At 70.4% G+C, this 15,361-nt stretch carries 12 protein-coding genes; 11 read left to right on the top strand and 1 reads right to left on the bottom strand.

The window, feature by feature from the left end:
* Positions 1–119 precede the first annotated feature (119 nt).
* Together ABZ906_RS03335 and ABZ906_RS03340 are read left to right on the top strand one after the other, a co-directional pair.
* Positions 120–1,067 carry a beta-ketoacyl-ACP synthase III gene (locus ABZ906_RS03335; RefSeq protein ID WP_361198257.1) on the top strand — a complete coding sequence of 316 codons (948 nt, stop codon included), beginning with the start codon at positions 120–122 and terminating at the stop codon, positions 1,065–1,067.
* 120 nt (positions 1,068–1,187) lie between these two features.
* Entirely contained in the window at positions 1,188–1,868 is a 681-nt protein-coding gene (locus ABZ906_RS03340; protein ID WP_361376737.1) for a GntR family transcriptional regulator, read from the top strand.
* A 21-nt stretch (positions 1,869–1,889) separates the two neighbouring features.
* Here the strand turns inward: ABZ906_RS03340 and ABZ906_RS03345 are convergent, their stop codons facing one another.
* The gene (locus ABZ906_RS03345) at positions 1,890–2,303 is read right to left on the bottom strand and encodes a PaaI family thioesterase (protein WP_361376740.1); all 414 of its coding nucleotides are present in this window, start codon (positions 2,301–2,303) and stop codon (positions 1,890–1,892) included.
* A gap of 248 nt (positions 2,304–2,551) precedes the next feature.
* Between ABZ906_RS03345 and ABZ906_RS03350 the strand changes: the two genes are divergently transcribed.
* The 9 genes from ABZ906_RS03350 to ABZ906_RS03390 all read left to right on the top strand — a co-directional run bounded on the left by ABZ906_RS03350 (position 2,552) and on the right by ABZ906_RS03390 (position 15,307).
* On the top strand, positions 2,552–3,733 hold the full coding sequence (locus ABZ906_RS03350; RefSeq protein WP_361376743.1) for an ROK family transcriptional regulator: 1,182 nt from the start codon (positions 2,552–2,554) through the stop codon (positions 3,731–3,733).
* A 179-nt stretch (positions 3,734–3,912) separates the two neighbouring features.
* Positions 3,913–5,430 carry a sugar ABC transporter ATP-binding protein gene (locus tag ABZ906_RS03355; RefSeq protein ID WP_361376746.1) on the top strand — a complete coding sequence of 506 codons (1,518 nt, stop codon included), beginning with the start codon at positions 3,913–3,915 and terminating at the stop codon, positions 5,428–5,430.
* On the top strand, positions 5,427–6,446 hold the full coding sequence (locus ABZ906_RS03360) for an ABC transporter permease (protein WP_361198271.1): 1,020 nt from the start codon (positions 5,427–5,429) through the stop codon (positions 6,444–6,446). The genes ABZ906_RS03355 and ABZ906_RS03360 overlap by 4 nt, the downstream gene beginning before the upstream one ends.
* A gap of 26 nt (positions 6,447–6,472) precedes the next feature.
* A complete protein-coding gene (locus ABZ906_RS03365; protein ID WP_361198274.1) occupies positions 6,473–7,513 on the top strand; it encodes a substrate-binding domain-containing protein in 1,041 nt (346 codons plus the stop codon).
* Positions 7,514–7,561: 48 nt separating this feature from the next.
* Positions 7,562–8,779 carry a Gfo/Idh/MocA family oxidoreductase gene (locus tag ABZ906_RS03370; RefSeq protein ID WP_361376749.1) on the top strand — a complete coding sequence of 406 codons (1,218 nt, stop codon included), beginning with the start codon at positions 7,562–7,564 and terminating at the stop codon, positions 8,777–8,779.
* 12 nt (positions 8,780–8,791) lie between these two features.
* Positions 8,792–9,793 (top strand): sugar phosphate isomerase/epimerase family protein, encoded by a 1,002-nt coding sequence (locus ABZ906_RS03375; RefSeq protein WP_361198280.1) that lies wholly within the window; start codon positions 8,792–8,794, stop codon positions 9,791–9,793.
* Positions 9,794–10,098: 305 nt separating this feature from the next.
* On the top strand, positions 10,099–12,618 hold the full coding sequence (locus tag ABZ906_RS03380; protein ID WP_361376752.1) for a PQQ-dependent sugar dehydrogenase: 2,520 nt from the start codon (positions 10,099–10,101) through the stop codon (positions 12,616–12,618).
* A gap of 18 nt (positions 12,619–12,636) precedes the next feature.
* Positions 12,637–14,019, top strand: coding sequence for a ThuA domain-containing protein (locus ABZ906_RS03385; protein WP_361376755.1), 1,383 nt, complete (start codon positions 12,637–12,639; stop codon positions 14,017–14,019).
* Between the two features lie 124 nt (positions 14,020–14,143).
* Complete coding sequence (locus ABZ906_RS03390) at positions 14,144–15,307, top strand: inositol-3-phosphate synthase (protein ID WP_361378040.1); 1,164 nt, start codon at positions 14,144–14,146, stop codon at positions 15,305–15,307.
* Positions 15,308–15,361: the final 54 nt, after the last annotated feature.

Consider the following 15,361-nt stretch of genomic DNA (forward strand, 5'->3'; position numbering starts at 1 on the left):
GATGATGAGAAGTGTCCAAACCCCGCGCCCGTTTCCTGTCGCTTTACGTGTCCTGTTACTGGTGAGTCGCTGACCAGACTGGACGGTCCCGCATCTCCGGCACCAAGGGGGACCCGTTCATGCACGGCTCACGCATCGCCGCCGTCGGTCACTACCAGCCCGCCAAGATCCTCACCAACGAGGACCTGGCGGGCATGGTCGACACCAGCGACGAGTGGATCCGCTCCCGCGTGGGCATCCGCACCCGGCACATCGCGGGCCCGCAGGAGCCGGTCGACGAGCTCGCCGCGCACGCCGGGGCGAAGGCCCTCGCCTCCGCGGGCCTGACGCCCGACGCCATCGACCTGGTCCTGGTCGCCACCTCCACCGCGATCGACCGCTCGCCGAACATGGCGGCGCGGGTGGCGGCCCGGCTCGGCATCCCGTCCCCGGCCACCATGGACATCAACGTCGTGTGCGCGGGCTTCACGCACGCGCTCGCCACGGCCGACCACGCCGTCCGGGCAGGGGGCGCCACCCGCGTCCTGGTGATCGGCGCGGACAAGATGTCCGAGGTCGCCGACTGGACGGACCGCACCACCTGCGTCCTGGTCGGGGACGGCGCGGGCGCGGCCGTCGTCGAGGCGTGCGAGCCGGGCGGCGTGCCCGCCATCGGCCCCGTGCTCTGGGGTTCGGTGCCCGAGATGGGCAACGCCGTCCGTATCGAGGGCACGCCCCCGCGGTTCGCGCAGGAGGGGCAGAGCGTCTACCGCTGGGCGACGACGCAGCTGCCGCCGCTCGCCCGCAAGGCCTGCGAGCGGGCCGGTCTCACTCCGGCGGACCTGGCCGCGGTCGTCCTGCACCAGGCCAACCTGCGCATCATCGAGCCCCTCGCCGAGCGGATCGGCGCGGTCAACGCGGTCGTCGCGCGGGACGTCGTGAACTCCGGCAACACCTCTGCGGGCAGCATCCCGCTGGCCCTGTCCAAGCTGGTGGAGCGCGGCGAGATCAACCACGGGGACCCGGTGCTGCTCTTCGGCTTCGGCGGGAACCTCTCGTACGCGGGCCAGGTCATCCGCTGCCCGTAGCGGTCCCGCAGCGCACGGATCAGCGCTTCCCGGCCGTGTGACCGGGTCAACTCCCCCTGGTGCTGGCCATTGTGCTCAGTAGACTGTAGACAAAAGGCAATCGTCGAGGAGGGGACCGCGATGTTGTCCACAGGACTGCCGCAGGGGGCGGTGCCCAAGCTCGAACGGCCGGGTCCGCTCCGCGAGCGGGTCTACGAAGCGCTGCTCGAGCTCATCACGACCCGCGCGCTCCAGCCGGGCCAGCACCTCGTGGAGAGCGAACTGGCCGGGCATCTCGGGGTGTCGCGGCAGCCCGTGCGCGAGGCCTTGCAGCGGCTCAACACCGAGGGCTGGGTCGATCTGCGCCCCGCGCAGGGCGCGTTCGTGCACGAGCCGACCGAGGAGGAGGCGGACCAGCTGCTCACGGTCCGCACGCTCCTGGAGGCGGAGGCCGCCCGGCTCGCCGCGGCCAATACGGGCACCGCCGGGATCACCGCCCTGGAAGAGCTGTGCGCCAAGGGGGAGCAGGCCGTCGCGGACGGCGAGGTCGACCTGGTGGTGACCACCAACGCCGCGTTCCACGCCAAGGTGATGGAGCTCGCCGGCAATGTCGTGCTCGCGGAACTCGCCGGGCAGGTGGACCGCCGCGTGCGCTGGTACTACACGCCGGTGGCACGGCAGCGCGGAAAGCAGTCCTGGATCGAGCACCGTGCGCTGATCGCGGCGATCGCCGAGCGCGACGAGAGCAAGGCCACCGAGATCATGCGCGCGCACACCGAGCACACCCGCGAGACCTACCACCGGCGCGAGCGCGACGCCTGACGCCTCGCCCCCCCCGGCGCGTCAGCCCTTCCGGGGTGCGAGGACCGCCTGCGTCTGCGTCGTCTGCCCGACCGCGCGCCCGTCCGCGTCGCGGACCTCCGTCTGTACGACGACGAACGAGCCGCCCACGTGCAGCGGGCGGGCCACGGCGCGGGCGCTGCCCGAGCGCACGGCGCGGAAGAAGTTCGTCTTGGACTCCACCGTGGACGTGCTCGCTCCCGCGGGCAGGTTGAGGTAGGCGCAGACCGCGCCCACGGTGTCGGCGAGCGTCATCAGGGCCCCGCCGTGCAGGACCCCGCCCGCCGTGCACAGCTCCGCCGACCAGGGCAGGGTTCCCTCGGCGCGGTCGCGCGTTGCTTCGTCGAGGGTGATGCCCAGGTGCACGGCGAAGGGCAGGGCGGCCAGGAGATCGGCTGTGTGCGTGTCGGACGTCATGCGACCACCGTGCCCGTGATGTCACGGCGGGTCCATTACCCCTGAGGTCATGCGGAGGACCGCTCTGTCCGCGTCTTTGTCCTGTGACTGGAGAAAGTCATGGGTAATTCCTGCGCAACTTCTTCCCACTCCCGGCAGGCGCTGCTACGTTCCCCTCGAAAGCCCGACGCGACGACGGAAATCCGCCGCGGCGGGGCGAGTCGGACGACATGAGTTGCCCACGAGGCGGGGAGGGGCGCGTGAGACGTATGACGGCTCGACCCGCCAATGCGCACCAGGCGCGACTGCTGCGGCTGCTGCGTGACGGAGGGCCCAACTCCCGTGCCCAGCTGGGCGATCAGGTCGACCTCTCGCGGTCGAAGCTGGCCGTCGAGGTGGACCGGCTCCTGGAGACCGGACTCGTGGTCGCCGACGGACTCGCCGCCTCGCGCGGCGGCCGCCGCTCCCACAACATCCGCCTGGCCCCGGGCCTTCGCTTCCTCGGCGTGGACATCGGCGCGACCTCGGTCGACGTAGCGGTGACCAACGCCGAGCTGGAGGTCCTCGGTCACATCAACCAGCCCATGGACGTGCGCGAGGGCCCCGTCGCGGTCTTCGAGCAAGTCCTCGCCATGGCGGCCAAGTTGAAGGCCTCCGGGCTCGCGGAAGGGTTCGACGGCGCCGGAATCGGCGTCCCCGGCCCCGTCCGCTTCCCCGAGGGCGTCCCGGTCGCCCCGCCGATCATGCCGGGGTGGGACGGCTTTCCCGTACGGGAGGCCATCAGCCAGGACCTGGGCTGCCCCGTCATGGTCGACAACGACGTGAACCTGATGGCGATGGGGGAACAGCACGCGGGCGTCGCACGCTCCGTGGGCGACTTCCTCTGCGTCAAGATCGGCACCGGCATCGGCTGCGGAATCGTCGTCGGCGGTGAGGTCTACCGAGGGGTGACCGGCAGCGCGGGCGACATCGGCCATATCCAGGTCGAACCGGACGGGCGGCCCTGCGCCTGCGGGAACAAGGGCTGCCTGGAGGCGTACTTCAGCGGCGCGGCGCTCGCCCGCGACGCGGAGGACGCCGTCGGCCAGGGGCTCCTCCAGGAGCTCGCCGGCCGTCTGGAAGCCGCCGGAAAGCTCAGCGCGGTCGACGTCGCCGCGGCGGCCGCCGCCGGTGACGCCACCGCGATCGACCTCATCCGCGCGGGCGGCAACCGCACCGGGCAGGTCATCGCGGGTCTCGTCAGCTTCTTCAACCCCGGCCTCGTGGTGATCGGCGGCGGTGTGACCGGCCTCGGCCACACGCTGCTCGCCGCCATCCGCACGCAGGTCTACCGCCAGTCGCTGCCCCTGGCGACCGGCAACCTCCCCATCGTCCTGGGCGAGTTGGGGCCGACCGCCGGAGTCATCGGCGGCGCCCGGCTCATCAGCGACCACCTGTTCTCGCCGGCCTGACCGGTACGCACGACCCGTAGCACCGTCCGTACGTCGCACGTCCCGCACCGCACCTCTCCCGGTACAGCGCGCTGCCCCGCCCTGCTCAGAAACATGCCCCGCCCCTCCCGGGGGCCATCGCCCTACCCCGCCCTGCCCTGCAACCGGCCGCACCCGCCGACCCGCCCAAGGGAACAGTCATGGCACCAGAACCACCGCTGCTCACCATGTCCGGCATCACCAAGTCGTTCCCCGGCGTCCGCGCCCTCGACGGCGTCGACCTCCAGGTCCAGGCCGGCGAAGTGCACTGCCTCCTCGGCCAGAACGGCGCCGGCAAGTCCACGCTCATCAAGGTCCTCGCCGGGGCCCACCAGCCCGACGACGGCGAGATCACCTGGCGCGGCGAACGCACCGTCCTCAAATCGCCCATCGCCGCCATGCGCCTGGGCATCGCCACCATCTACCAGGAACTCGACCTGGTGGAGGGCCTGTCCGTCGCCGAGAACGTCCACCTCGGACATGAGCCGACCGCGGCCGGGTTCGTCGTCAAGGGCCGCGAGGCGAAAGCGTCGACAGCCGCTCTGCTCAAGCGACTCGGGCACGCGGAGATCGACCCGGGCACGCTCGTCGGCGACCTCTCGGCCGCCCACCAGCAGATCGTGTCCATGGCCCGCGCCCTCTCCCACGAAGTGCGCCTCATCGTCATGGACGAGCCGTCGGCCGCCCTCGACCCGGACGAGGTCGACAACCTCTTCCGCATCGTCGGCGACCTCACGGCGGACGGCGTCGCCGTCGTCTACATCTCCCACCGCCTCGAAGAGATCCGCCGCATCGGCGACCGCGTCACCGTCCTGAAGGACGGCCGGGCCGTGGCGGGCGGACTGCCCGCGAAGGAGACCCCGACCCGCGAGGTCGTCGCCCTGATGACGGGCCGCAACGTCGAGTACGTCTTCCCGGACCGACCGGTCGAACCGCCCACGTCGCAGCCGGTGTTGACGGTCAAGGGCCTCTCCCGCGAAGGGGAGTTCGAACCCCTCGACCTCGAACTGCGCCCCGGCGAGATCGTCGGCCTGGCCGGACTCGTCGGCTCCGGGCGCTCCGAGATCCTGGAGACCATCTACGGCGCCCGCAAGTCCACCGCCGGACATGTCGTCGTCGACGGCAAGGCGTTGAAGTCGGGCAGCGTCCGCGCCGCCGTGCGCGCCGGGCTCGGCCTGGCCCCCGAGGAGCGCAAGGCGCAGGCCCTGCTCATGCTGGAGTCCGTCACCAACAACGTCTCCGTCTCCTCCATGTCCCGCTTCTCGCGCGGCGGTTGGATCGACCGGAGCGGCGAGCGCAAGGCGGCGCAGACCGCCACCCGTGAGCTCTCCCTGCGCCCCGACAACCCCACCGCGCCCGTGCGCACGCTCTCCGGCGGCAACCAGCAAAAGGCCGTCCTGGCCCGCTGGCTGCTCCGCGGCTGCCGCGTCCTGCTGCTCGACGAGCCGACCCGCGGCGTGGACATCGGCGCCCGCGCCGAGCTGTACGCCGTGATCCGCCGCCTCGCCGACGACGGCCTCGCCGTCCTGCTCGTCTCCAGCGAAGTGCCCGAGGTCCTGGGCCTCGCCGACCGTGTCCTGGTCCTCCGCGAGGGCCGCGTCGTCCATACGGCGCCCGCCCGCGACCTCGACGAACACCGCGTACTCGACCTCGTACTCGAAGGGAGCCCGGCGTCATGACGCAGCCCGCATCGCCGCCACGGCCCGCCGCATCGAAGGCACAACCGGCGGACGGCGCAAGCCCGTTGCGGACGCTCGCCGCACGTGCCGACGTGCGGACGCTGTCCCTGCTCGGCGTGCTCGCCGTCCTGGTCCTGATCGGCGGCATCACCCAGCCCGACTCGTTCCTGGACGCCGACAACGTCCAGCTGATCCTCACCCAGGCGTCCGTCATCGGCGTCGTCACGGTCGGCATGACCTTCGTGATCATCTCCGGCGGCATCGACCTGTCGGTCGGCGCGATCGTCGCGCTCGCCTCGGTATGGGCGACGACGGTCGCCACCCAGGAGTACGGCTTCGTCGGCATCCTCTTCACCGCGGTGATCGTCGGCATGGCCTGCGGCCTCGTCAACGGCATGCTCATCGCGTACGGCGCGGTGGTGCCGTTCATCGCGACGCTCGCGATGCTCGCGTCGGGCCGGGGCCTCGCCCTGCAGATCACCGACGGCAAGACGCAGATGGTCACCGTGGACAGCGTGCTCAAGCTCGGCGAGCGCGACTCCTACATCCTCGGCATCCCGCCGCTCGTCCTGGTCTTCGCGGCCGTCACCGTCATCGGCTGGCTGATCCTGAACCGCACCACCTTCGGACGCCGCTCGGTCGCGGTCGGCGGCAACGCGGAAGCGGCCCGCCTCGCCGGTATCGACGTACGCAGGCAGCGCCTCTACCTCTACCTGCTCTCCGGCCTCTGCTGCGGGATCGCGGCCTTCCTGCTGATCATCCTCGCCGGGTCGGGCCAGAACACCAACGGCAACCTCTACGAACTCGACGCCATCGCCGCCGTGATCATCGGCGGCACCCTGCTCAGCGGCGGCCGCGGCACCATCACCGGTTCCGTCCTTGGCGTGCTGATCTTCACGACGATCCAGAACATCTTCGCGCTCAACAACCTGGAGACCGCCGTCCAGCAGATCGCCAAGGGGGCGATCATCGTCGCCGCGGTGCTCGTCCAGCGACGTACGTCCTCAACCCACTGATCCGCAGACCCGAAGGGTTCACCGCCATGCCAGAAATCACGAGCCGCAGAGGACTGCTCTTCGGAGCGGCCGCCCTGTCCACCGGTGCTCTCATAACGGGCTGCACCAGCAACGAACCCAAGGACGAGGGGTCGGACAGCAAGGACCAGCCGGTCGCCGACGACAAGCCCGGCAAGAAGGTCACCATCGGCTTCGCGGGCCCGCAGGCCGACCACGGCTGGCTCAACGCGATCAACGACAACGCCAAGGAGCGGGCGAAGAAGTACTCCGACGTCACCCTTGAGTCCACCGAGGGCTCGAACGACACCGCCGCCCAGATCGGCCAGGTCGAGACGCTGATCAACAAGAAGGTCGACGTCCTGGTGATCCTGCCGGCCGACGGCAAGGCGCTCACGCAGGTCGGCCTGAAGGCCATGAAGGCGGGCATCCCCGTCGTCAACCTCGACCGCGTCTTCGCCACCCCGCAGGCCTACCGCTGCTGGATCGGCGGCGACAACTACGGCATGGGTCTCAGCGCGGGCCACTACATCGGCGAGAAGCTCAAGGGCAAGAAGAACGCCAAGGTCGTCGAGCTGGCGGGACTCGACAACCTGGAGCTCACCAAGCAGCGCAGCAAGGGCTTCGACGACGCCCTGAAGAACTACTCGAACATCGAGAAGGTCGCCCGGCAGGCCGCCGACTTCACCGTCGAATCGGGCCAGTCCAAGATGTCGCAGCTCCTCCAGGCGCAGAAGAACTTCGACGCCCTGTGGAACCACGACGACGACCAGGGTGTGGGCGCCCTGCGCGCCATCAAGCAGGCGGGCCGCGACGACTTCCTGATGGTCGGCGGCGCGGGCGCGCTCTCCGCCTTCCAGGCCATCGAGTCCGACGACAGCGTGCTCAAGGCCACCGTGCTCTACCCGCCGACCATGGCCGCCTCCGCGATCGACCTGGCGCGCGCCCTGGGCCAGGGCAAGGGCATCAGCGGGATGGCGGAGTTCGAGATCCCGTCCTTCGTCACCTGCTACTCCGCCGTCGTCGACAAGGAAAACGTCGGCAAGTACATGTCCACCGGCTTCAAGTGATGCGCGCAGCCGCACCCCCCACCGAGCATTTACGAGGAGGAGTACCGCATGCGTGAGACGGAACACGAGGCTGGGACCGGTAAGCGGCCACTGGGGGTGGGCATGGTCGGATACGCCTTCATGGGCGCCGCCCACTCCCAGGGCTGGCGCACCGTCGGACGCGTCTTCGACCTGCCCCTGCAACCGGTCCTCTCGGCGGTCTGCGGACGCGACGGCGGCGCCGTGCGCGCCGCCGCGGACCGGCTCGGGTGGGCGTCGGCGGAGACCGACTGGCGCGCCCTCGTGGCCCGTGACGACATCGATCTGATCGACATCTGCACGCCCGGCGACAGCCACGCGGAGATCGCGATCGCGGCGCTCGACGCGGGCAAGCACGTGCTGTGCGAGAAGCCCCTCGCCAACACCGTCGAGGAGGCCGAGGCGATGGTCGAGGCCGCCGAGCGGGCCCGGGCGCGGGGGCAGGTGGCGATGGTCGGCTTCAACTACCGCCGCGTTCCCGCTCTCGCGCTCGCCCGGCAGATGGTCGCCGAGGGGCGGCTGGGCACACTGCGGCACGTGCGCCTCACCTACCTCCAGGACTGGCTGGTCGACCCCGCGTTCCCGCTGACGTGGCGGCTGCGCAAGGACCGTGCGGGTTCGGGCGCCCTCGGCGACCTGGGCGCGCACATCGTGGACCTCGCGCAATACCTGGTGGGGGAGCCGGTGGCGGGCGTCTCGGCGCTCACCGAGACCTTCGTACGGGAGCGGCCGCTGCTCGACGGCGCGTCCAGCGGGCTCACGGCGGAGGGAGGCACCGCGGTCGGTCAGGTCACCGTGGACGACGCGGCGGTCTTCACCGGGCGCTTCCCGTCGGGCGCCCTGGCCTCCTTCGAGGCGACCCGGTTCGCCGCAGGCCGCAAGAACGCGCTGCGGCTCGAACTCAACGGCTCGGACGGCTCGCTGGCCTTCGACCTGGAGCGCCTGAACGAACTGTCCTTCCACGACCACACCGAGCCCGCCACGTCATCGGGCTTCCGCCGCATCCTGGTGACCGAGCCCGGCCATCCGTACCTGGAGGCCTGGTGGCCGCCGGGCCACGGCCTCGGCTACGAGCACACGTTCGTGCACCAGGCCCGCGACCTGCTGCACGCCATCGCCACGGGCACGCAGCCCGAGCCGTCCTTCGCCGCGGGTCTCTCCGTCCAGCGGGTGCTCGCCGCGGTGGAGGAGAGCGCGGAGAAGAACTCGGTCTACACCCCCGTCGCTTCCACTCCCGCCACGGTCTGAGGAGGCCTGTTCATGCCCCGCGACTTCACGCTCTTCACCGGCCAGTGGGCCGACCTGCCCCTTGAGGAGGTCTGCCGCCTCGCCCGCGACTTCGGCTACGACGGTCTCGAACTCGCCTGCTGGGGCGACCACTTCGAGGTCGACAAGGCGCTGAGTGACCGCTCCTACCTGGACTCGCGCCGCCAGCTCCTGGACAAGTACGGCCTCAAGTGCCGGGCCATCTCCAACCACCTGGTCGGACAGGCCGTCTGTGACGCCATCATCGACGAGCGGCACCAGGCGATCCTGCCCGCCCGCATCTGGGGCGACGGCGAGGGGGAGGGCGTCCGGCAGCGGGCCGCCCGCGAGATCGAGGACACGGCGCGCGCGGCGGCCGCCTTCGGCGTCGACACGGTCGTCGGCTTCACCGGCTCGTCGATCTGGCACCTGGTGGCGATGTTCCCGCCGGTGCCGGACGCGATGATCGAGCGTGGTTACGAGGACTTCGCCGAGCGCTGGAACCCGATCCTCGACGTCTTCGACGTACAGGGCGTGCGCTTCGCCCATGAGGTGCACCCCTCCGAGATCGCCTACGACTACTGGACGACGCACCGCGCCCTGGAGGCCGTCGACCACCGGACGGCCTTCGGCCTGAACTTCGACCCCTCGCACTTCGTGTGGCAGGACCTGGACCCGGTCGGCTTCCTCTACGACTTCCGGGACCGGATCTACCACGTCGACTGCAAGGAGGCCCGGCGCCGGCTCGACGGCCGCAACGGCCGTCTGGGCTCGCACCTGCCGTGGGGCGACCCGCGCCGCGGCTGGGACTTCGTCTCGGCGGGCCACGGGGACGTCCCCTGGGAGGACGTGTTCCGGATGCTGCGCTCGATCGCCTACGAGGGGCCGATCTCCGTGGAGTGGGAGGACGCGGGGATGGACCGCCTCCAGGGGGCGCCGGAGGCGCTGAAGCGCCTGAAGGCGTTCGACTTCGAGCCGCCGACGGCTTCGTTCGACGCGGCGTTCGGCGGCAACTGACTTCTGCCGCCGGGTGGTCGGGCTCCCCGCCGCCGGACGGTCGGGCTCCCCGCCCGCCAGGTGGTCGTGCTCCCTGCCGCCAGGCAGCGGGGCGGAGAGCCCTTGCTCTGACGCCGAGTCACTTTGTCCTGCCCAAGGAAAAAGCTGAACTCAATTGCTGTGCAAGGGCTTTCCGTCCAAGACAAACGTGGCTACCGTCCCTGATGTGTACAGGACATGAACCTCCCGGGGTGACGGCGCACCCCGGCGCCCAGCGCCCCCCCGCACACACCCGCGTACGACCGTCCCCCTTCCGGAGGAACACCGTGCACAGGAAACGCCTCAGACTCCGCAAGACCCTCGCCCTCTTCACCGGCACCCTGCTGGCCGGCGCCAGCCTCACCCTCGTCGCCCCCGCGGCGAACGCCGCCGACCCTGAGGCCGTCCGCGCCGCACAGGAGCAGGCGGACAAGGCGGCCGCCGGAAAGTCCACCGGAAAGTCCACCGGCAAGGCCGCCGCGGCCGAGGACTTCCAGCAAGTCACCCTGGCCAAGGGCGAACCCGAGACGGGCGAGCCCATGACGCTCGCCGTGCTGCCCGACCGCTCCGTCCTGCACACCTCCCGTGACGGCACACTGCGCCTGACGGACGCCGCGGGCAACACCAAGGTCGCGGGCAAGATACCGGTCTACAGCCACGACGAGGAGGGACTCCAGGGCGTCGGCCTCGACCCGAAGTTCAGCGAGAACCGCGCGATCTTCCTCTACTACGCGCCCCCGCTCGACACCCCGGCCGGCGACGCCCCGGAGAACGGCACGGCCGAGGAATTCAAGAAGTTCGACGGCGTCAACCGCCTCTCCCGCTTCGTCCTGAAGGCCGACGGCACCCTGGACAACGCCAGCGAGAAGAAGGTCCTCGACGTCCCCGCGAGCCGCGGCACCTGCTGCCACGTGGGCGGAGACATCGACTTCGACAAGGACGGCAACCTCTACCTCTCGACCGGCGACGACTCCAACCCCTTCGCCTCCGACGGCTTCACGCCCATCGACGAGCGCGCGGACCGCAACCCCGCCTTCGACGCGCGGCGCAGTGCGGGCAACACCAACGACCTGCGCGGCAAGATCCTGCGCGTCAAGGTCGCCGACGACGGCTCGTACACGGTCCCGGACGGCAACCTCTTCGCCCCGGGCACCGAGAAGACCCGCCCCGAGATCTACGCGATGGGCTTCCGCAACCCCTTCCGCATGAGCGTCGACAAGCCCACCGGCATCGTGTACGTCGGTGACTACGGGCCCGACGCGGGCGCCGCCGACCCCAAGCGCGGCCCGGCCGGACAGGTCGAGTTCGCCCGCGTGACCAAGGCGGGCAACTTCGGCTGGCCGTTCTGCACCGGCAAGAACGACGCCTACGTCGACTACGACTTCGAGACGAAGACCTCCGGCGCCGCCTTCGACTGCGCCGCGCCGAAGAACGACTCGCGGCACAACACCGGCCTCACCGACCTGCCGCCCGCACAGGAAGCCTGGATCCCCTACGACGGCGACTCCGTGCCCGAGCTCGGCTCCGGCTCCGAGTCCCCGATGGGCGGACCCGTCTACCGCTACGACGCGGCGAACACCTCCCCGGTGAAGTTCCCCGAGGCCTACGACGGCGACTTCTTCGCGGGCGAGTTCGGCCGCCGCTGGATCAAGCGCATCGAGCAGAACGCGGACGGTACGGTCTCGAAGATCAACCCGTTCCCGTGGACCGGCACCCAGATCATGGACATGGAGTTCGGCCCCGACGGCGCCCTGTACGTCCTCGACTACGGCACGGCCTGGTTCGGCGGCGACGAGAACTCCGGTCTCTTCCGCATCGAGAACGCCACCGAGGGCCACTCCCCGGTCGTCGAGGCGAGCGCGTCCGTGACCAGCGGCCAGGCCCCGCTCACGACGAAGTTCACCGCGAAGGCCACGGACGCCGAGGGCGGCACGCTGACCTACGCGTGGGACTTCGGCGACGGCGGCAAGTCGACTCAGCAGAACCCCTCGTACACGTACAAGAAGAACGGCGTCTACACCGCGACCGTGACCGTCAAGGACTCCACCGGGCGAACCGGTTCGTCCAGCGCGCACATCACCGTCGGCAACACCGCGCCCAAGGTGACCCTGGAACTCCCCGGTGACGGACAGCTGTTCACCTTCGGCGACAAGGTGCCCTTCAAGGTGAAGGTGACCGACAAGGAAGACGGCCCGATCGACTGCACCAAGGTCAAGGTCACGCACATCCTCGGCCACGACAGCCACGGCCACCCGGTCACCTCGGCCAACGGCTGCGAAGGCACCATCCAGACGTCGGCGGACGGCGAGCACGACCCGAACGCCAACATCTTCGGGGTCTTCGACGCCGAGTACACCGACAAGGGTGCCAATGGCCAGCCCGCGCTGACCACCCACGACCAGAACGTCGTCCAGCCCAAGCACCGCCAGGGCGAGCACTTCAACGAGTCCAAGGGCGTCTCCGTGGTGAACCACACCCCGGCGCACGGCGGTAAGACGGTCGGCGACATCAACAACGGCGACTGGGTCTCCTTCAACCCCTACATCCTCGGCAACGCCACCAAGCTGACCGCGCGCGTCGCGTCGGCCGGCGCGGGCGGCACCCTCGAGGTCCGCAGCGGATCGGCCACCGGCAAGGTGCTCGGCAGGGCCACGGTCAAGCCGACCGGCGGGTGGGAGACGTACGCGGACGTGAGCACCGCCATCTCCAAGGCGCCCAAGTCGACGACCACGCTCTTCCTGGTCTTCAAGGGCAAGGGCACCGGAGCGCTGTTCGACCTCGACGACTTCACCATCACCACGAGCTGAGAAAGGGGCCACCCCACCATGCGGGCATCCGCACGTATCACCATCGCCACCGCTACGGCCGCCCTGCTCATCGGCTGTGTGTCGGGTCCGGCGGCCTCGAAGCCGGAGCCCTCGGGCTCGAAGGCGGGCTCGAAGGCGGGCGAGAGGGTCCTGGTCTTCTCCAAGACCGCGGGCTTCCGGCACGACTCGATCCCCGAAGGCATCGCGGCGATCAAGGAACTCGGCGCGGCGAACGGCTTCACCGTCGACGCGACCGAGGACGCCAAGGCCTTCACGGCCAAGAACCTCGCGAAGTACGACGCCGTGATCTGGCTCTCCACGACCGGTGACGTCCTCGACGGCAAGCAGCAGAGCGCCTTCGAGGGCTACATCAAGAAGGGCGGCGGGTACGTGGGCGTGCACGCCGCCGCCGACACCGAGTACGACTGGCCCTTCTACGGTGGGCTCGCGGGCGCGTACTTCCAGTCGCACCCCGCGATCCAGCCCGCGAAGGTGCAGGTCGAGGACCACGGGCATCCGTCCACGGCACATCTGCCGGGGATCTGGGACCGGACCGACGAGTGGTACAACTACCGCACCAATCCGAGGGACCGCGCCCACGTCCTGGCCTCGCTGGACGAGTCGTCCTACACGGGCGGTTCGATGTCCGGCGACCATCCCATCGCCTGGTGCCAGAACTACCAGGGCGGTCGCTCCTTCTACACGGGCAGCGGTCACACCAAGGAGTCGTTCGCCGACCCGGCCTACCGCACCCACTTGCTCGGCGGCATCCGCTGGGCGACGGGCGCCTCGCAGGCCGACTGCCGCCCGGAGAAGGGCTACACGCCGATCTTCGACGGCACGGCGGGGTCTCTGGAGGCCTGGAAGCAGGCGGGTCCCGGCTCGTTCGAGCTGAACGAGAAGGACGGGACCCTCACGACCGTCGGCGGCATGGGCATGCTCTGGTACGACGGGGCGAAGGAGCTCGGCTCCTACTCCCTCAAGCTGGACTGGCGCATGGACGGCGACGACAACTCGGGGATCTTCGTGGGCTTCCCGCCCTCCGACGACCCCTGGTCGGCCGTGAACAACGGCTATGAGATCCAGATCGACGCCACCGACGTCCCGGAGAAGACCACCGGCTCCGTCTACGGCTTCAAGTCCGCCGACCTGAAGAAGCGCGACCAGGCGCTGAACCAGCCGGGGGAGTGGAACACGTACGAACTCCGGGTCGAGGGCGAACGCCTTCGGATCTATCTCAACGGAGTGAAGATCAACGACTTCACCAACACGGATCCGGCGAGGAGCCTGACGGACGGTCACATCGGCATCCAGAACCACGGTGCCGATGACCAGGTCTCCTTCCGCGACATCCGGGTGAAGGACCTGCCGGCCCGCACCGCGAGCGGGGTGGGCCGCTAGACGGCGGCGGGCGGAGGACGCCGGACCTCCGCCCGCCGTCTTATCCCCGACCCTTCTCTCTGGCGTCCGCCGTCTTATCTCCCCCGCGCGTTCTGCGCGTGTACGACAGGAGGCAGCCGTGCCCATCTCTCCTTCTACTGGTTCTTCCGACGCTTCGGGTGGCGATCTCGGCGGTCTCACGGGGGTGTGGCTGATCGGGGCGCGCGGTTCGGTCGCCACGACGGCTGTCGCGGGCTGCGCGGCCGTCACGGCCGGACTCCATCCGCCGACCGGCATGGTCACGGAGACCCCGCCGTTCGCGGACTGCGGTCTGCCAACGTTGTCGTCGCTCGTCTTCGGCGGCCACGACACGGTGGAGTGCCCGCTGCCCAAGCGCGCGGAGGAGCTGGCCGCGGGGGGTGTGCTCCCGTACGGGCTCCCGTCGGCGGTGGGCGCGGAACTGGCCGCGGCGGACGCGGAGATACGCCCCGGCGGGCCGCGCCGAGGGGACTCCGACACCAGGACGGACGAGGAACTGATCGAGTCCTTCGCCGCCGACCTCCGCGATTTCGTACGCCGCCGGGGGCTCGCCCGTGCGGTGGTGGTGAACGTGGCTTCTACGGAACCGGTGCCTGCGGATGGCGAGGGGCGGCTGCCCGCTAGCTCTCTCTACGCGGCGGCGGCCCTGCGGGCGGGCTGCCCGTACGTGAACTTCACCCCGTCCTCGGGGCTGCACCACCCGGCGCTCGCTTCCCTGGCCGCCTCGTCCGGGCTTCCCTACGCGGGCCGTGACGGCAAGACGGGACAGACGCTCCTGCGCTCGGTCCTGGGCCCGATGTTCGCCCAGCGTGCGCTCGCCGTACGGGCCTGGTCCGGCACGAACCTCCTGGGCGGCGGCGACGGCGCGGCCCTCGCCGACCCGGCCGCGGCCGCGGCGAAGAACGCGGGCAAGGAGCGGGTCCTCGCCGACACGCTGGGCTCCGCCCCGGAGGGCGAGGTCCACATCGACGACGTCCCCTCACTCGGCGACTGGAAGACCGCCTGGGACCACATCGCCTTCGACGGCTTCCTCGGCGCGCGGATGGTCCTCCAGACGACCTGGCAGGGCTGCGACTCGGCCCTGGCGGCACCTCTGATCCTGGACCTGGCCCGCTTGGCGGCCCGCGCCCACGAGAGGGGCCTTTCCGGCCCGCTGGGCGAACTGGGCTTCTACTTCAAGGACCCGGACGACGGCTCTTCATCAGCTCTCGCCGAACAGTACGAAGCACTGACGGGCTTTGCCTCACGGCTGCGGGGGGTGTCGGCTTGAGGGGGGCTGGGGTCGGGATCGGGGCTGGCGCTGACGCTCGGGCCGGAGCTGGGG

Source organism: Streptomyces sp. NPDC046925, from assembly GCF_040644915.1.
In the GTDB taxonomy this organism is placed as follows: domain Bacteria; phylum Actinomycetota; class Actinomycetes; order Streptomycetales; family Streptomycetaceae; genus Streptomyces.

What these genes read in the sequence shown, in the direction of transcription:
- ABZ906_RS03335 (WP_361198257.1), top strand. Translation starts at nt 120, where the DNA reads ATGCACGGCTCACGCATCGCCGCCGTCGGTCACTACCAGCCCGCCAAG.
- ABZ906_RS03340 (WP_361376737.1), top strand. Translation starts at nt 1,188, where the DNA reads ATGTTGTCCACAGGACTGCCGCAGGGGGCGGTGCCCAAGCTCGAACGG.
- ABZ906_RS03345 (WP_361376740.1), bottom strand. Translation starts at nt 2,303, where the DNA reads ATGACGTCCGACACGCACACAGCCGATCTCCTGGCCGCCCTGCCCTTC.
- ABZ906_RS03350 (WP_361376743.1), top strand. Translation starts at nt 2,552, where the DNA reads ATGACGGCTCGACCCGCCAATGCGCACCAGGCGCGACTGCTGCGGCTG.
- ABZ906_RS03355 (WP_361376746.1), top strand. Translation starts at nt 3,913, where the DNA reads ATGGCACCAGAACCACCGCTGCTCACCATGTCCGGCATCACCAAGTCG.
- ABZ906_RS03360 (WP_361198271.1), top strand. Translation starts at nt 5,427, where the DNA reads ATGACGCAGCCCGCATCGCCGCCACGGCCCGCCGCATCGAAGGCACAA.
- ABZ906_RS03365 (WP_361198274.1), top strand. Translation starts at nt 6,473, where the DNA reads ATGCCAGAAATCACGAGCCGCAGAGGACTGCTCTTCGGAGCGGCCGCC.
- ABZ906_RS03370 (WP_361376749.1), top strand. Translation starts at nt 7,562, where the DNA reads ATGCGTGAGACGGAACACGAGGCTGGGACCGGTAAGCGGCCACTGGGG.
- ABZ906_RS03375 (WP_361198280.1), top strand. Translation starts at nt 8,792, where the DNA reads ATGCCCCGCGACTTCACGCTCTTCACCGGCCAGTGGGCCGACCTGCCC.
- ABZ906_RS03385 (WP_361376755.1), top strand. Translation starts at nt 12,637, where the DNA reads ATGCGGGCATCCGCACGTATCACCATCGCCACCGCTACGGCCGCCCTG.